The organism is Rheinheimera aquimaris (genome assembly GCF_020531985.1).
GTDB classification, from domain to species: Bacteria; Pseudomonadota; Gammaproteobacteria; order Enterobacterales; family Alteromonadaceae; genus Alishewanella; species Alishewanella aquimaris.
Window position 1 is genome coordinate 1,013,996 of record NZ_JAJAVQ010000001.1, and the last position, 14,976, is coordinate 1,028,971.

At 48.6% G+C, this 14,976-nt stretch carries 12 protein-coding genes; 3 read left to right on the top strand and 9 right to left on the bottom strand.

The window, feature by feature from the left end; genetic code table 11:
* Positions 1 to 8: 8 nt before the first annotated feature.
* Positions 9 to 752, bottom strand: a complete 744-nt coding sequence (locus tag LHL18_RS04660; protein ID WP_226765964.1) for a substrate-binding periplasmic protein — start codon at positions 750 to 752, stop codon at positions 9 to 11.
* A 264-nt stretch (positions 753 to 1,016) separates the two neighbouring features.
* On the opposite strand from LHL18_RS04660, the gene LHL18_RS04665 reads away from it, so the two are divergent.
* Entirely contained in the window at positions 1,017 to 1,274 is a 258-nt protein-coding gene (locus LHL18_RS04665) for a hypothetical protein (protein WP_134059473.1), read from the top strand.
* Positions 1,275 to 1,338: 64 nt separating this feature from the next.
* Here the strand turns inward: LHL18_RS04665 and LHL18_RS04670 are convergent, their stop codons facing one another.
* Positions 1,339 to 1,692 (bottom strand): VOC family protein, encoded by a 354-nt coding sequence (locus LHL18_RS04670; protein ID WP_134059475.1) that lies wholly within the window; start codon positions 1,690 to 1,692, stop codon positions 1,339 to 1,341.
* A 128-nt stretch (positions 1,693 to 1,820) separates the two neighbouring features.
* Entirely contained in the window at positions 1,821 to 1,973 is a 153-nt protein-coding gene (locus LHL18_RS04675; RefSeq protein WP_166670488.1) for a hypothetical protein, read from the bottom strand.
* Positions 1,974 to 2,385: 412 nt separating this feature from the next.
* Between LHL18_RS04675 and LHL18_RS04680 the strand changes: the two genes are divergently transcribed.
* On the top strand, positions 2,386 to 3,225 hold the full coding sequence (locus LHL18_RS04680) for an alpha/beta fold hydrolase (protein ID WP_226765965.1): 840 nt from the start codon (positions 2,386 to 2,388) through the stop codon (positions 3,223 to 3,225).
* Positions 3,226 to 3,266: 41 nt separating this feature from the next.
* Here LHL18_RS04680 and LHL18_RS04685 read toward each other — a convergent pair whose 3' ends face one another.
* Positions 3,267 to 4,463, bottom strand: a complete 1,197-nt coding sequence (locus tag LHL18_RS04685; protein WP_226765966.1) for an amino acid aminotransferase — start codon at positions 4,461 to 4,463, stop codon at positions 3,267 to 3,269.
* Positions 4,464 to 4,501: 38 nt separating this feature from the next.
* A complete protein-coding gene (locus tag LHL18_RS04690; RefSeq protein WP_226765967.1) occupies positions 4,502 to 5,194 on the bottom strand; it encodes a GAF domain-containing protein in 693 nt (230 codons plus the stop codon).
* Between the two features lie 155 nt (positions 5,195 to 5,349).
* Between LHL18_RS04690 and yciH the strand changes: the two genes are divergently transcribed.
* Positions 5,350 to 5,745 carry a stress response translation initiation inhibitor YciH gene (gene yciH, locus LHL18_RS04695; RefSeq protein ID WP_343834607.1) on the top strand — a complete coding sequence of 132 codons (396 nt, stop codon included), beginning with the start codon at positions 5,350 to 5,352 and terminating at the stop codon, positions 5,743 to 5,745.
* Between the two features lie 47 nt (positions 5,746 to 5,792).
* On the opposite strand, the gene LHL18_RS04700 is transcribed toward yciH, so the two are convergent.
* The 4 genes from LHL18_RS04700 to LHL18_RS04715 all read right to left on the bottom strand — a co-directional run bounded on the left by LHL18_RS04700 (position 5,793) and on the right by LHL18_RS04715 (position 14,942).
* On the bottom strand, positions 5,793 to 7,475 hold the full coding sequence (locus tag LHL18_RS04700) for a M28 family metallopeptidase (RefSeq protein WP_226765968.1): 1,683 nt from the start codon (positions 7,473 to 7,475) through the stop codon (positions 5,793 to 5,795).
* Positions 7,476 to 7,539: 64 nt separating this feature from the next.
* Positions 7,540 to 8,844, bottom strand: a complete 1,305-nt coding sequence (locus tag LHL18_RS04705) for an amidohydrolase family protein (protein ID WP_226765969.1) — start codon at positions 8,842 to 8,844, stop codon at positions 7,540 to 7,542.
* A gap of 11 nt (positions 8,845 to 8,855) precedes the next feature.
* The gene (locus LHL18_RS04710; RefSeq protein WP_226765970.1) at positions 8,856 to 11,963 is read right to left on the bottom strand and encodes an amidohydrolase family protein; all 3,108 of its coding nucleotides are present in this window, start codon (positions 11,961 to 11,963) and stop codon (positions 8,856 to 8,858) included.
* Positions 11,964 to 11,984: 21 nt separating this feature from the next.
* The gene (locus LHL18_RS04715) at positions 11,985 to 14,942 is read right to left on the bottom strand and encodes a bifunctional diguanylate cyclase/phosphodiesterase (protein WP_226765971.1); all 2,958 of its coding nucleotides are present in this window, start codon (positions 14,940 to 14,942) and stop codon (positions 11,985 to 11,987) included.
* Between the last annotated feature and the right edge of the window lie 34 nt (positions 14,943 to 14,976).

Genomic DNA, 14,976 nt, shown 5'->3' on the forward strand with positions numbered 1-14,976 from the left:
CTGCATTATCAGCGTTCTTGATAAGACGATGACATGACCTGTTGATAGCGCACGGTTTGCGCAACCTTACTGTGCGCATTCTGTAGCTGCTTTACTACGTTCTGTGATGTCGTCAAACTGGCAGCCAGCCATGTCTGCTGTTCAAGCTGTGGAATTGCATAAATAAAATTTACATCACGCTTTCGCAGCCCAAGTGCTGCCAACATACCATTTAACGCTACAGGATCGTCTATCACCAGGTCGACTTTACCATTTAGCAGTAACTGCCAGGACTCGGCAATATCAGCAACCAATACCAACTGCACGCCAGGGACAAAGCCGTTATCAATCAGAAAGTCAGCCGACAAATCATCCCTTTGTACCGCCACAGTATACCGCTTGGCATCCTCAACAGAGCTAAGCTTGATGTCGCTTCGATGGGCCAGCCCAACAAAACCAAGCTGATATGCTGCGACAGTACCTATCCACTGAAACTCAGTTTCACGCTCGGTTGTGCGGGCCATATTGTATATCAGTACATTGGGTTGGTTACGCGCGATACGAAAAGCCCGCGCCCAGGGATACAGCTCGATTTGAGCACCGTAACCTGCTTCAGCTAATATTGCCTGCACAAGCTCAGTACTTAATCCGGCTACCTTGCCATCAACTAAAGTTTGGTGTGGCGGCGACAACTCAGTGACAACACGCAAGGCTTCCTGTGCTGTCGCACTGCAGCAGAACAAAGATCCGACTAACAGCAAAGTTCTTAGCATAAGGCCCCGTGACTACCTGCTACTGAGCTGAATAATAGCGTAGTTTTGTTGCTATGCCATCGATCTTGCGACACGAAGAATTTCACTAATTATTAGTCAAATTTGTTACTTCATAGAATCAAATTGACAACACCATCAGTTACTCAATTAACCACATCAATAAAATTCATTTAAAAACATGCAGTTAAAATAAATAAAAATATGGCACAGCCTTTGTAATAGAAAAAGTGTTGTTATCACTAACCTAAAACCAAGGATTTAAAAATGAAAACTGTAACTGCACTTATTCTGACTACTGTTATTGCAACCGGCTTTACTGCTTCAGCCAGCGCCAATAGCATTACTGATACCATCAGTGACGCCGTTAGCACACAATTGACCGAGTTGAGTGCAAACATCAAGCAGCAAGCTAAGGCTGCATTAGAGCAAACAGCAGCAGAGTTGTTCTTCTCTACCGGCAGCAAACAGGCTGAACAGGCAATAACACCGGCAGTTAGAACAACTGATACCGATAAAGAGTAACAGAGGTCTTATGTGGTTTTTCGCCAGGCGCTTACGTCAGTTGCAGTACGTAAGCGCATTCTGTTTACTGCTCTGACCACACCGCCAGTTCATTACCATTGGGGTCGGTGAAATGAAAGCGTCGCCCGCCCGGGAATGAAAATACCGGCTTAACTACTTTACCACCAGCCGCCACAATCTTACTTTCAGTCTGAGCAAGATCTTTGCTGTAAAGCACTACCAAAGCTGCACCATCTGCAACGGCAGAATGCGTTTTAGCGCGGTAAAAACCGCCATCCAGTCCAGAATTTGCAAATGCAACATAGTCCGGCCCGTAGTCAGCAAATACCCAGCCAAATACCCGGCTGTAAAACTGCTTTGTTGCAGCCAGATCAGCCGCTGGAAGCTCAACATAATTTATCTTTTCATGCCCACTCATTATTTCGGCTCCCGTCCCGGTTAACGTCAACTACTGTAAAACAAGCTTATGACAGGAACAAGCAGCATAAAAAAGAAAAGCCACGCGCTTTTCAGTGCGTGGCTTCTGTCAAACCTCGGAGCCGCGATTTACTTTGTAACCACCATCGCACTGATGTTCAGTGTCTGGCCCATTTTTGCCAATAAACGGTTTACTTTACGCGCCAGTAACACCCAGGCAAGAGCATTGCTGCGTTTCGCGGTAACATGGTGTTTCTCTGCTGCAGTATTTAATGTTGTCATGCTTCACCTCTGTGATTAGCTGTGCTGATATGTTGCACATTATGCCGTTTTTTTGCACAGCTCACGAGCGAGATTAATTGCAACCAAGGCATTAGTTTTTCTTATCAATAAATATTTTCTTATTCATTTAACATTCACCGGGCGGTCATAGTAAGCAAAGTCGCTCAGGCAATACAAATTCGCTAATTATGCAATTTAAATAAAAATTTATTCAATAAGTGCGAAAGAATCAGGTAAAACCAAGCCTGTTTCAGCCTCATTTCGCTAGCATGGCATAGCAATCTTTGGTTAGTTATTCTAATTAAAAACTTATTAATGCTATGCACATTAGTACTGCAGGCACACTTTAATAATGCTGACATCGGCTGCTCTGTGTTAACGTACCCATACGCGCAAATAACCAAGTCATTTCATGCATTATCCGGTTAGCTTTTCCGTTGCCCAATTGCAATTGGCAGCACTAAGTCAGCAGCCTTCACCGCTAAGTACTAAGCCCATATTATGTCTGCATGGCTGGCTGGATAATGCAGCCAGCTTTATCCCTCTGGCGACAAAGTTACCGGACCTGCCAATATTAGCACTGGAGTTTCCTGGCCATGGTCATTCTTCGCACCGTGGCGCAGATGCACACTATTATTTTTTTGACTGGGTACAGGACTTGGTTGCATTGTGCCGCCAGCAACACTGGCAACAACTCACTATTGTCGGTCATTCGATGGGCGGAATGGTAGCGACTGCGCTTGCCGCGGCCTTCCCTGAGCTAGTTGAACGCTTGGTATTAATCGACAGTTTAGGCTTTATCACTGATGTTCCCTCAAACACAGCAAAACAACTCAGAGATGGTATTAGCTCCCGGCTAAAACCGGTATCACGTAAGCCCTGCTATAGCTCTGTAGCAGAGGCTGCAGCAGCCAGACAACGCCAAAGCGATTTTGGTATCAGTGAAGCCTTGCTGCTGGCACAGCGCGGCACTGTTCAAACTGACTCAGGGCTAACCTGGCGTGCTGATATGCGTCTGCGCCATAGCTCGGTATACCGTTTATCACCAGCCCAGGCAGAAACATTGATGCGTGCTGTGCAGTGCCCTGTGCTGGCAGTGATCGCAGAAGACGGGATGATCACTGAGCGAGCGTCACACGCTGCGGGTTGTTTTGCCAATCTGCGGCGGGTAAACGTTAAAGGTGGGCATCACTGCCATATGACTCAGCCAGAGGCAGTCGCACTGGCAATACATCACTTCTTGCAGGCATAAAAAAACCGCAGCACGCTGCGGTTTTCACTAACTTATTCTGCTTAGCCTTTCAGTACTGCGGCTACCGACCTGGCAAAGTAATCAATATTGCTATGGTTTAGGCCGGCAATGCTGACACGGCTTGAATCAACCATATAAATACTAAACTCGTTGCGCAGACGGGCGATTTGTTCTTTATTGATACCGAGGAAGCTGAACATACCGTGTTGACGCGTGATGAAGCTGAAATCCTGCGTCACGCCTTCGCCAGCCAGTTTATCAATAATCAGCTGACGGTAGTTGTTGATACGATTACGCATTTCGGCAAGTTCCTGGTGCCATAACGCAGTAAGCTCTGCGCTATCGAGAATGTTGGCAACGATAATCGCACCGTGAGCCGGTGGCATTGAATAAATGCTACGTACCACGCTTAACAGATTGACCCGGGCGATATCGCTGATTTTACTGTCAGCTGAAACCACAGACACAGCACCAATACGCTCACGGTATAAGCCAAAGTTCTTTGAACAAGAGCTACATAACAGCATCTCGTCAACAGTATCAGCCAAATAACGCAAGCCCCTGGCATCCTCATCCAGCCCGCTGCCGAACCCTTGATACGCCATATCGACCAGTGGTGTGAAACCGCGCTCTTTTGCCAGCTGAGCAAAACGCTGCCACTGGGCAAAGGTTAAATCCATGCCGCTTGGGTTATGGCAGCAGGCGTGCACTAATACCACATCACCTGCAGGTACTGTTGCCAAATCAGCAAACATGCCCTCTTCATTCAGGCCTTTGGTACTGTAATCGTAGTAAGTGTACTCTTTAACATTCAGGCCAGCAGCTTTGAACATTGAAATATGGTTAGCCCAGGTTGGGCTGGTTACCCAAATAGTCGCATTAGGGTTAGCTTTTTTAATAAACTCTGCTGCTACGCGCAGCGCACCAGTACCACCCGGGGTATGCGCAGTCGTAACGCGGTTTGCCAGCAGTACTTTGTGGCCCTGACCAAACGCCAGCTTCTCGATATGGCTGTTGAAACCCAGATCGCCCGCCATACCAATATAGGTTTTACTGTCTTCATTTTTCAGCCGCAGCGCTTCAGCTTCTTTCACGCATTTCAATACTGCAGTGTGGCCTTGCTCATCTTTATAAACACCAACACCGAGATCGACCTTGTTTGGGTTAGGATCTTCTTTGTACGCCGCCATTAGGCCTAAGATCGGATCTGTGGCCACCGGTTGTAACTGAGCAAACATAGTGTTCTACCTGATTAAAGTTGCATGAAAAACTGCGCTTAAGGCAAATAAGCCGGTATGGTTAAACATACCGCTACCAACAATGCCATCGCATCAGCAGTAAAAACGTTCTTATTAAAATCTTCCGCATCGACAATGCCGATTATTTTGCCTGATTGATTATACAGAGGCAAACACGCTTCAGCCTGTACCTTGGGATCGCAGGTGTAATATTCGCCACCAGTCCCCAGATAAGCGGCAACATCATTAATGACTTTAGCTTTGCCGGTTAAACCAACGGTACTGTTATTACTGATTTTGGCAAACTCGCTGTTCAGCGGGAACTCGGCGCGTGATGCAGCACCGTAATATGCCAGTTTAACTAATACCGGTTCACCCGCCACATTGCTGCGCGCCTGATAAATACCAAACCAGTCAAGCGCAGAGTGCTGCTGATAATATGCTGCTACAGCGCTAAGCTTTTGCAGCGCTTTCTCGTTCTCAGCTGTCTGCCCGCCCAGTATCGCGCTCAGATCATAAGGCTCATCAGCTAACTGACCAAACAACGAGCAAGCGCCACCTTCGCCGAGTTCAGGTACCTGGTATTGCCACTTTATCTCTGGTACTGGCTCAGTGGCGATAAACTGCTGCAGTTGCACCTGGAACTGCGAAACTTTGGCGCTGATATCACCAAACTGCAGTACTAAACCAGAGTGATGAAGATAATCGGACACCGACAACGTAACAGACATTTATATAGCCATCCAGATTTCTAAAATTGAGCAGCATTCTATCAGAAGCTGTTAAAAAACCAAGCCAGAGCAGCATCAGAAACAGAAATTGTTGCCGCAGCAGCACTGGATGTTTAAGCTGACAACATTGTAAAGCAAGCACTACTGATATAGTTATGGCATCAAACAAAATTTCACTGGCCGACTGGCAGGCAAAAATGAACCCGGGCGCCAGCAAGGCAGCACCAACTGGCGACAATCTGGTTTACAGCACTGAATCTGGCCGTATAGACAATAAACCGCAGGTGAAAGCCGTTGCTGAAGCTTACGCCGACGGCGCTGTACGTATTCGGCGCGAAACCAAAGGGCGCGGCGGTAAGGCCGTGCTGACAATCAGCGGTATTGCCAAACCCAACGACGAGTTAGCCGCGCTGGCCGCCAAGCTGAAAAAGAAATGTGCCTGCGGCGGTGCAGTAAAGGATGGCGTAATTGAAATACAGGGGGATAAACGCGAGCTGGTAGAGCAGTTGCTGCAAGCCGAGGGTTATAAAACTAAATGGGCCGGTGGCTAATTAGCTTCACCACCGGTAGTAACACATCGAGCTGCTGCATTTGAAATTCAGTTTGCGGACTCACGATTATACGGCTTGCCAAAAACCCCGTTAAAGAAGCTTTGTTTTAACCAGTAAGGCCGCTGCTCAGTGTTAGCAATATCCAGTGCAATATTGTAATTAATATTGGCAAACACAGCGCCAGCATCGTAACGGATAGCACCGTAATCCTTAATCAGGCTGGGAATATCATCCGATGGTTTATGGTAATGTTTGGCAAAAAAGCTGCCCCAGATTTTACCGCCGTCCTGCGCTGGGTCCTGCGACTTAAAGCCGGTCATTAAAAACACCGCCGGCACGCCTTTTTTCACCAACGTATAGTGGTCTGAGCGGGTAAAAATAGCCTGCTCCGGCATTGGATCCGGGCTTAGTGCTATGCCTTCTTTTGCTGCTGCGCGCTCTACCACTTTGCCAAGTGACGAATGATTAGCACCAAAAGCAACCATATCAGCAAACGGATACAACAGTACCGGCATATCCAGATTCACGTTAGCGACCAGCTTCTCGATTGGCTTTGTTGGGTTGTTAGCGAAATAATCTGCGCCCAGCAGGCCCTTTTCTTCCCCTGTTACCACCACAAATAAAATAGAACGCTTTGGTGCCTGTGGTAACTGGCTGAATAGCCGTGCAGTCTCGAGTAAAATCGACACACCGGCAGCGTTATCCATAGCGCCGTTGTTAATCTTATCGTCGGTACGTAAATCATTGGCCAGGCCGATGTGATCAGAGTGCGCCGTGATCACCACGTACTCGTCTTTCAACACCGGATCAGAGCCCGGCAGCATGGCAATAACATTAGGGCTGGAAATTTGCTCGTGTGTTGAGCGCCGGCTTAGCGATGCGGTTACGCCCAGTTCAAACCCGGCAGGGTTCTGTTTATTCTCCAGTTGGGTAAAGATATCCGCCAGCGAGTGCTCAGCCTTAGTAAACAGGGCAGCTGCAGCATCAGGGTGCACATAAGCACCGGCTTTTAAATCGGGGTAACTGTCTGCCGGTGTGCCGTCTGCCTGCAGCCACTCCATGCTAGGGGCATTTAAATACAATAAGCTGGTGGCGTACGGCCGCGTTTTTTCCTGTTTAGGTGTGTGTATGGTGATAATTCCTACAGCGCCACGTTCAGCGGCCAGTTTGGTTTTCAGGCTGTTTAAGTGCGCCGCTTCTTCACTTGGCAGGCTATCTGGCCGGCCTGCCAGCAACACCACTATTTTGCCTTTCACATCCAGGCCAGCATAATCATCCAGCGCAAACTCTTTTGATACCAAACCATAACCGGCAAACACCAGCGGCGCGGTAACATCTGTTTGCGGGTATTGCATGCTTGGGCCGGTAAAGAACGCTTTCGGGTAACTGAGTTCAGTGTCTTTACCATCAACATGCAGCGTAAAACTGGCGCTATCCTGTGCTAAACGCGCTTTGCGCAGCGGCACGCGCTGAAAGTAACTGCCGTTTTCACCCGCTGGCAACAAACCTAATGCCTGTAACTGCGTTGCTATATATAACGACGCAATTTCATGCTCTTTACTGCCGGTTTCACGGCCAGCTAACTCGTCTGAGGCCAGAAACTGCATATGAGCTTCTATGGCTTTAGCACTGGCTGCAGGCTGCACAGCAGCCGATTTTGGCGCAGTACTGCTGACGCAACCGGTAACGGCACTGAATGCCAGTGCCGCAACGATCAGTTTGAATTTCATCTTATTTCCTTAAAACAGCAGTGCCAGCAAAGGCTGGCACTGACATTACTTATCCGGTGACATATCAGTTGATACGCTGCCGGTACTTATCATGCAATTGCTTATGACGATTGTTCAGATCTACCGCCCTGCCATCTATCCACAAATGAGTAACCTTGTGGCCCAGATAATCAAAAATATCGCCGTCTGATACAACCAGGCTGGCCGCTTTGCCTACCTCAATACTGCCAATTGTATCGGCAACACCGGCAATTTGCGCAGCATTAATGGTAACAGAACGTAACGCCTGCTCCGGGGTTAAGCCGTAACTAATCGCCTGCCCTGCAGCAAACACCAGGTTTCGCGTATCCCAGTAGCCATCCAATGACAAGGCATACTGTACACCTGCATCCTGCAATACTTTAGGGGTAATAAACGCCTGACGGAAATTTTCATCTACCCTGGTTGGCAAGCCATAAGGCGCGGTATAAATCACCGCAACCTTAGCAGCAGCCAGCTCATCTGCCATGCGCCAGCTATCACGGCCACCGACAATTGTCAGTTTCAGACCATACTGCTTAGCCAGCAACATAGCCTGGCGAATTTGCCGCTCATCATCAGCATGCACAAACAGTGGCCGCTCACCTTTAAACACCGGCAACATCTGGTGCCAGCGCGAATCGACACCGTGGTTTAACCCGGCTTGCTCGGCGTCATAATAAGCTTTAGCATCTTTAAAATGTTGCTGCAGCGCTTCAAGCTGTTCTGCATTAGCTTTACGCACCTCATCAGCCGGTTTAGGGTTCCAGCGCGAGCCCAGCGTACTGGCATTAGGCCAACGCACGTGCAGGCCGGTAGCGTCAGCCACTACTGCATCCTGGTAATTCCAGGCATCCAGCTGCATCAGACTGGATTGCCCCATCAGCATGCTTCCAGACGGATACACCATGGCATAAGCAAAACCATTGCTGCGGATAGTGGGTATCACCTCAGAGTCAGCGTTGTAAGCGACTTTAGCCCTGATGTCAGGGTTGGTCTGGGTAACCTCGGTAGAGTCATCGGTTGAACGCACGGCTTCAATCTCGATTAAGCCTAACTGGTTAGCCAGTGCAATTAACCCGGGGTACAGGTGTTTGCCGTCAAGCGCCATTACTGTTGCACCTTCTGGTGCAGCTAAATCTGTGCCGATCGCCGCAATCTTGCCATCTGCAATCAAAACATCAGTGTCGGTGCTAACGCCCGATGTGACACTGTGTACTGTAAGGCCAGTCAGCAGCACCGGAGTGGCAGCTGCTTTGCCCGGCACTATATCATGAGCCAGTACCTGGCCTGCAGCCAGGCTGCCAGTCAGCGCAACAAACAAACTTAAACAGGTTTTAGATAGTTTCATGCTGTTGCTCCTTAATGTGAATGGCCGTGAAGGTGTAAATGGTTGCTGATTTGCCACCAATCGCCCTGATCTTCACAGTGCCACTCGGGCTCATCCTGCTTGTAGCCATCTTTATCACCGGCTTTAGCGTCGTCATCTGCCATCAGCACTTTTTGAATTAATGCCGCTCTTTCAGCTTCAAGCTGCTGCTGCAATTGCTTATCGGTGTCGATATCAAAATACTTGGTACCGCCAATCCAGGTTTGTTGCGCCTGGCTGTACACCGATAACGGGTTGGTATTCCACAGCACAAAATCGGCCTGCTTACCCACTTTGATTGACCCGGTCACGCTATCTATTTTCAGCTGTTTAGCCGGGTTAATGGTGACCATTTTCAGTGCATCATGCTGGCTCATACCGCAGTACATGACCGATTTTGCCGCTTCCTGATTCAGCCTGCGCTGCAAGCCGGCGTCATCCGAGTTAATACTGACCAACATACCTTGCTCTGCCATCAGGCAGGCGTTGGTCGGTATGGCGTCCTGTACTTCCATTTTGTATGCCCACCAGTCAGCAAAAGTCGAGGCACTGGCACCATGCGCCAGCATTTCTTTTGATGTTTTATAGCCCTCAAGAATGTGGGTAAAGGTGGTAATGTTAAAACCCATTTCATCTGCCAGTTCAATCAGCATCAGAATTTCAGAAGCAACGTAAGAGTGCGTGTGAATAAAGCGCTGTTTATCCAGAATTTCAACCAGTGCCTGCAGGCGATAATCAATGCGTGGCGGTGCAACATCTTCACGCTGACGCTTTGACAGCTTGTTATAGGCTGCTAATTTGGTTTTATACTCTTTTGCCGCCTGAAAGGCGTCACGGATAGTGGTTTCAACACCAATACGGGTTTGCGGATAACGTGACGTAAACGCATCGCCCCAGTTAGATTGCTTAACGTTTTCACCTAACGCAAACTTTATGCTTGGCGGTGCCGACTTCATTTTTAAGCCTTCGGCTGTCTCGCCCCAGCGGAACTGAATAACCTGAGCCTGGCCGCCAATAGGATTGGCACTGCCATGCAGCAACTGCGCTGTGGTGGTACCACCTGCCAGGCCGCGATACAGATTAATATCCTCAGGGTTAATCACATCGCCAATCCGTACTTCAGATGTTACCGCCGCAGTACCTTCGTTGACGCCGGCTTCAATAGCGACATGCGAGTGCTCATCGATAATGCCGGGGGTTAAATGCATCCCCGTTGCGTCAATTACCGCAAAACCTGATGGTGTGCTAAGGTTTTTGCCAATTTTGTCAAACTTACCGTTACGGACAATCACATCGGTCTGCTCCAGTATGCCGTCTTGCTCAGCAGTCCAGACCGTTGCATTTTTAATATGCACATTCTGCTGTTTAGCCAGCTCAGGCAAGCCATAGGCCCGGTTAGGGAAAGTCATTTTTGACAGCATAGTACCAGCTGTACTCTGTGGCTTTTTCGCTTGCTGAGATTTGCTCTGTCCGGCAGTTTGCCGTTTGGCACTGACGCTTTCAGCGCGGGTCGCAATTTGCCACTTACCCGTTAATACGTTGTCAGTTAAGCGACCACTAAACTGGGCAACCTGCGCACTACCGGTTAAGGTTTTTAACGCCAGATTAAACTGCAGTTGCTGCTGCTGAGCTTTCACATCGGTTAGTTTCACTGCTTCGGCATCAACTGCTGTAGCGGTGCCGGATAATTTATCTCCTGCTCCAGTCAGATTTACCGTAATAGCTTTACCGGCGACTGTCAGCTGGTAATCGCCGGCAAACTCAACCGGATTAACGGTTTCAACATTATGCTGCTGACCGCGGATCCAGGTAGCCACTATGTTGCCGTCAGCAAACAAATCACCGTCTGCCAGTACGATATCGGCCTGATAGCCCGGTGCAATTTTACCCAACCGATCTGCAACACCGGCCAAACGTGCCGGCTCTGTGGTCAGTGCCGCCAGCGCTTTGTCTGTCGTTAAGCCCTGTTTTACCGCCTTACGCAGATTAGGCCAGAACTGTTTTAACTCTTTTAAGCGGTAAGTTGTCAGTGCAAAAGGCACGCCCGCCTGCGCCAGTGCTGCAGCATTGGCTGGTGCACGCTCCCAGTGACGTAAATCAGCCAGGCTGACATCCAGCTGGTCAGCAACTTGCTCAACTTCAGGCGCAGCCGGGAAATTCAGTGGTAGGATAAGGCTGCGGCCACTGGCTTTGATATCCGCCAGCCGCACGTATTCGTAGCCGGAACCCACCATAGCCACATTGTTTAACTTAAACTCATTAAATAACTGATTAGCGCGCAGTAAAGAGCGATCATCGTTGGTTTCAAACACGACGCCGGCTTGTGCAATGTTACTAATGCTTGCAAGAGCGGCATTGAACTCTACCGGTTCGTTGAAATAGCGCACATCCGTTTTGCCATAGGCATTGTTATACCAATTGGCGTCACTTAAGGTCTGGCGGATAAGCGCTATGCTACCCATCAGTGATGAAGGGTAACTTTGTTTTGACGTGCCTTTATCAAAGGCCATAAATTGCGGGCCACTGGCTTTTAACACCAGTTCATTTGCCAGGCCATCGCCTAACGAGCTAACAAATGCCTGACCACGAAAGATGCCATCAAAACGGGCCGATTGCGCTGCAGTAAAACCCAGCTTACGCAGTTGCTCAGCCGCTTTGGCATCTGGTTCAAATTCCGTTACCCAATCTTTTTCGGCGTGAATAGCCGCATTACTGGCGTTGCCACCTTTGCGTTCATTAGTATACACCGGCGCATCGCGATAGCTGCCGCGCTTGGCTTTCTCTGCCGCAGCGATACCATACTGCGTATAGGGGTCAATAAAACCGGGATACAGGGTATAGCGGCTGGCATCAATCTGCTGGTAGCCCGCCGGTACCGTCACTTTAGTGCCCACAGCACTGATACGACCATCCGCAATCAATACCGTTGCCTTTTCCTGCTTTTTACCAGGCTCGGTATAGACGGTTGCACCGGTCAGGGCGACCAGGTTAGGGGTTTTATCAATAATGCCTTGTATCGGTGTGGTCTGATCGGCGTGACTGCTGCCGGCAAAAGTAGCCAGCAGCGCAGCGCTTAGCAGCGACAAACGCTCTGAGGTCATAACATGTTCCTGAATTAAGAATTAACTGTTAATTACATAGTTCAGGCGGCTAAGCTCTTGCTCAGCCAGTGGCATACTGAAGTAATACCCCTGAACCTGGTAGCAAGCATTTTTTCTTAAAAATTCAACCTGTTCGGCAGTTTCTACCCCTTCAGCCACCACACGCAGATTCATCTTCTGTGCCATAGCAATAATCGCAGCAACAATATCCATGTCGTTACGATCATCCGGGATATCTTTGACGAACGAGCGATCTATTTTCAGCTCGTCTACCGGAAAACGCTTTAAATAACTAAGCGAAGAATAGCCTGTACCAAAGTCGTCGATAGATAAAGACACACCCAGACGTTTTAACTGATTTAACTGGTTAATAGCCGCATCGGTGTCGCCCATCAGCATACTTTCGGTAATTTCGAAAATAACACTGGCAGGATCGGCGCCGGTTCGTTGCAGAATCCGGGCAACAATTTCCGGCAAGTTATCATCGTTAAACTGGCGTACCGACAAATTAATCGATAACGAGACGTTATAGCCCCGGCTGTGCTGACGCGATAAAAAGCGGCAGGCTTCCCAGATGATCCACTCGCCAATCTGTACGATTAAACCCGTGCTTTCTGCCACAGAAATAAAGCGCAACGGCGGCACCAGCGTATTGTCCGGCCGTAACCAACGCAGCAGGGTTTCGTAGCCGATGATGGTATTATCGCGAATATCAATTTTTGGTTGATAATAAAGTAAAAACTGATGCTCACGGATAGCCTCACGCAGTTGATTTTCAATCAGCAGACGCTCATTTGCCGCTTCATTCAGATCCGGGCTAAAGAAGTGGAAGGTATTTTTACCCCGGGCTTTGGCTTCATACATCGCCAAATCAGCATGCTTTAACAGTAGTTCTTCTTCTGATGCATCTTCAGGCGCTACTGTAATACCGATACTGGCGCTTATTGATACTTCCTGATTACCCAGCTTCACCGGTGCCGCAAAAGCCTGTTGCAAGTTGGCAGCAATAGCCGATGCCTGTGAACGATCTTTAATGCCGCTAAGAATAACGGCAAACTCATCGCCGCCCAGACGCGCTATCGTATCTTCCTCCCGCAACCGGCTGATAAGACGCTTGGATATCTCTTTTAGCAGCTCATCGCCGGCGTCGTGCCCCAGTGTATCGTTGATCCGTTTAAATTCATCCAGATCGAAATACAACAATGCAAAGTTGTAATAGCCGCGATGCGACATCGCAATGGCTTTGCGCAGCTGGTCACGGAAATAGCTGCGATTGGCCAAACCGGTCAGCACATCGTAGTACGCCAGTTGCTCCATCTTTTTCTGGCTTTGCTTAATAAAGGAAATATCCTGCATCGCACAAACGTAATTGGTTATGCCGCCTTTATCATCACGGATCGGCGCAATCGCCAGCGATACCCACAACTGACGTTGCTGATGCTGCAACAGCATATCTCCGCGCCAGTGGTGCCGTTCAGCCAGTGTTTGTACAATCTCTTCGCCGACATGATGCATCTCTTCAGCAAACAAGCTGTTTAGCGGCTGGCGCAGATGATCATCCGTGCCACCTAGCATTTCCATTAAAAACGGATTGATATATTCAATGTTCAGAAACTGATCGGTCAGCACAATGCCGGAACTGGAAAAAGATACCGCTTTACTGAGCTTACGGGCTGAACGCTCTGCGGCTTCTTTTTCTTCAATCCGTTCATTCAGACCGCTGACTAACTCAGATATTTCCTCTGACATACGACCAAAAGCCTGATTCAAAAGGCCTATTTCATCATGCTTATTGTCCAGCATCGCATGTTGTAAATCGCCGCGTGACAGGCGGTTTATTGCCGCTGAAAGCCGGTTTAACCGCTTCAGTACAAAGTGATATATCACCAGTTGCAACATCAACGCGACCAGTAACGCCACCAACAAAAACGTCAGCAATAACTTGCTGCGAAACTCATCCAGTGCCGTCAGCACCCTGGATTTCTCTGCATAAACAGCGACGTGCCAGTTAAGTCGGCTGACCGGTGCTGACGAAATAAGATAGTCAGGAAGAACGTCTATGACCGTTTTTCCGGCACCATTGTGCGAAGCGACAGCAACGGCATAGTGTTGCAGAGCCTGATTACCGGGTTTGATACCGGCATACAGCGTATTCATTGCCGGAGTATCGGTTGGTTTTTGTTGCTGTGCGCCAAATACCATGCCTTGATCATCAAATAGAAACGCACTGCCCTGCAGCACATTATCTGCCATTGGCAGCTTTTCCAGAATGTCATCAAGAATATAATCCGAGCCTGTTACACCAATAAATTCATCATTGATATACACAGGAATAATCAGACTGGTCATCCATTTTTGCCAGATATCATCATAATATACCGGCGTCCAGCGCGGTTGCCGGGCCGGATTTTGTTCCGGTGTCGCTATCTGATAAAACAAATCTTTGTGAAAATCATGCGATACCTCTACCTGCATTGCCCAATCTGATGGCGAAATGCGGATAAACTGCTCTTTGGCAATAAAATAAAAATTAAAAAAGTCGTGCAACATCAGTGGCGATAACTGCTGCCAAATCAGAGCGGTACGTTCAAACATCGCGGCTGTTCGTGCTGTGTAAGCATCCACTGCAACGAAGGCACCGGAAAAATCATCCTGCACACGGATACTGCCATCTGCCAGCGCAGTCAGACTTTTACTACTATTCAGACGTTGTAAGCCAAGCGAGCGCGCCACAACCTGATTAGCTGATATCGCCTTTTGCTCTTTTTGCAAAACATCGTGGTCCAGCTGCCGGGCGTAGCGCGCAGCCTGCTGCTTAATGACCTGTTGCTGCTGTTCCAGCGTAATGCTTTCCTGCAGGCTCAAGACAACATAACCGACGGTAAAGCCGGCAATGACAATAGCCAGAAAAACCACCAGTGCGAACTTGCGCCCCAGCGAATCCATGCCTTGTGGTTTAACTAAATTAACGTCCTTCACTCACTCTGCCTGATTACTAAAACTATATGATTAT

Coding starts and splice junctions, on each gene's coding strand:
- LHL18_RS04660 (WP_226765964.1), bottom strand. CDS start 752: ATGCTAAGAACTTTGCTGTTAGTCGGATCTTTGTTCTGCTGCAGTGCG.
- LHL18_RS04710 (WP_226765970.1), bottom strand. CDS start 11,963: ATGACCTCAGAGCGTTTGTCGCTGCTAAGCGCTGCGCTGCTGGCTACT.
- LHL18_RS04675 (WP_166670488.1), bottom strand. CDS start 1,973: ATGACAACATTAAATACTGCAGCAGAGAAACACCATGTTACCGCGAAA.
- LHL18_RS04680 (WP_226765965.1), top strand. CDS start 2,386: ATGCATTATCCGGTTAGCTTTTCCGTTGCCCAATTGCAATTGGCAGCA.
- LHL18_RS04700 (WP_226765968.1), bottom strand. CDS start 7,475: ATGAAATTCAAACTGATCGTTGCGGCACTGGCATTCAGTGCCGTTACC.
- LHL18_RS04690 (WP_226765967.1), bottom strand. CDS start 5,194: ATGTCTGTTACGTTGTCGGTGTCCGATTATCTTCATCACTCTGGTTTA.
- yciH (WP_343834607.1), top strand. CDS start 5,350: ATGGCATCAAACAAAATTTCACTGGCCGACTGGCAGGCAAAAATGAAC.
- LHL18_RS04670 (WP_134059475.1), bottom strand. CDS start 1,692: ATGAGTGGGCATGAAAAGATAAATTATGTTGAGCTTCCAGCGGCTGAT.
- LHL18_RS04705 (WP_226765969.1), bottom strand. CDS start 8,844: ATGAAACTATCTAAAACCTGTTTAAGTTTGTTTGTTGCGCTGACTGGC.
- LHL18_RS04665 (WP_134059473.1), top strand. CDS start 1,017: ATGAAAACTGTAACTGCACTTATTCTGACTACTGTTATTGCAACCGGC.
- LHL18_RS04685 (WP_226765966.1), bottom strand. CDS start 4,463: ATGTTTGCTCAGTTACAACCGGTGGCCACAGATCCGATCTTAGGCCTA.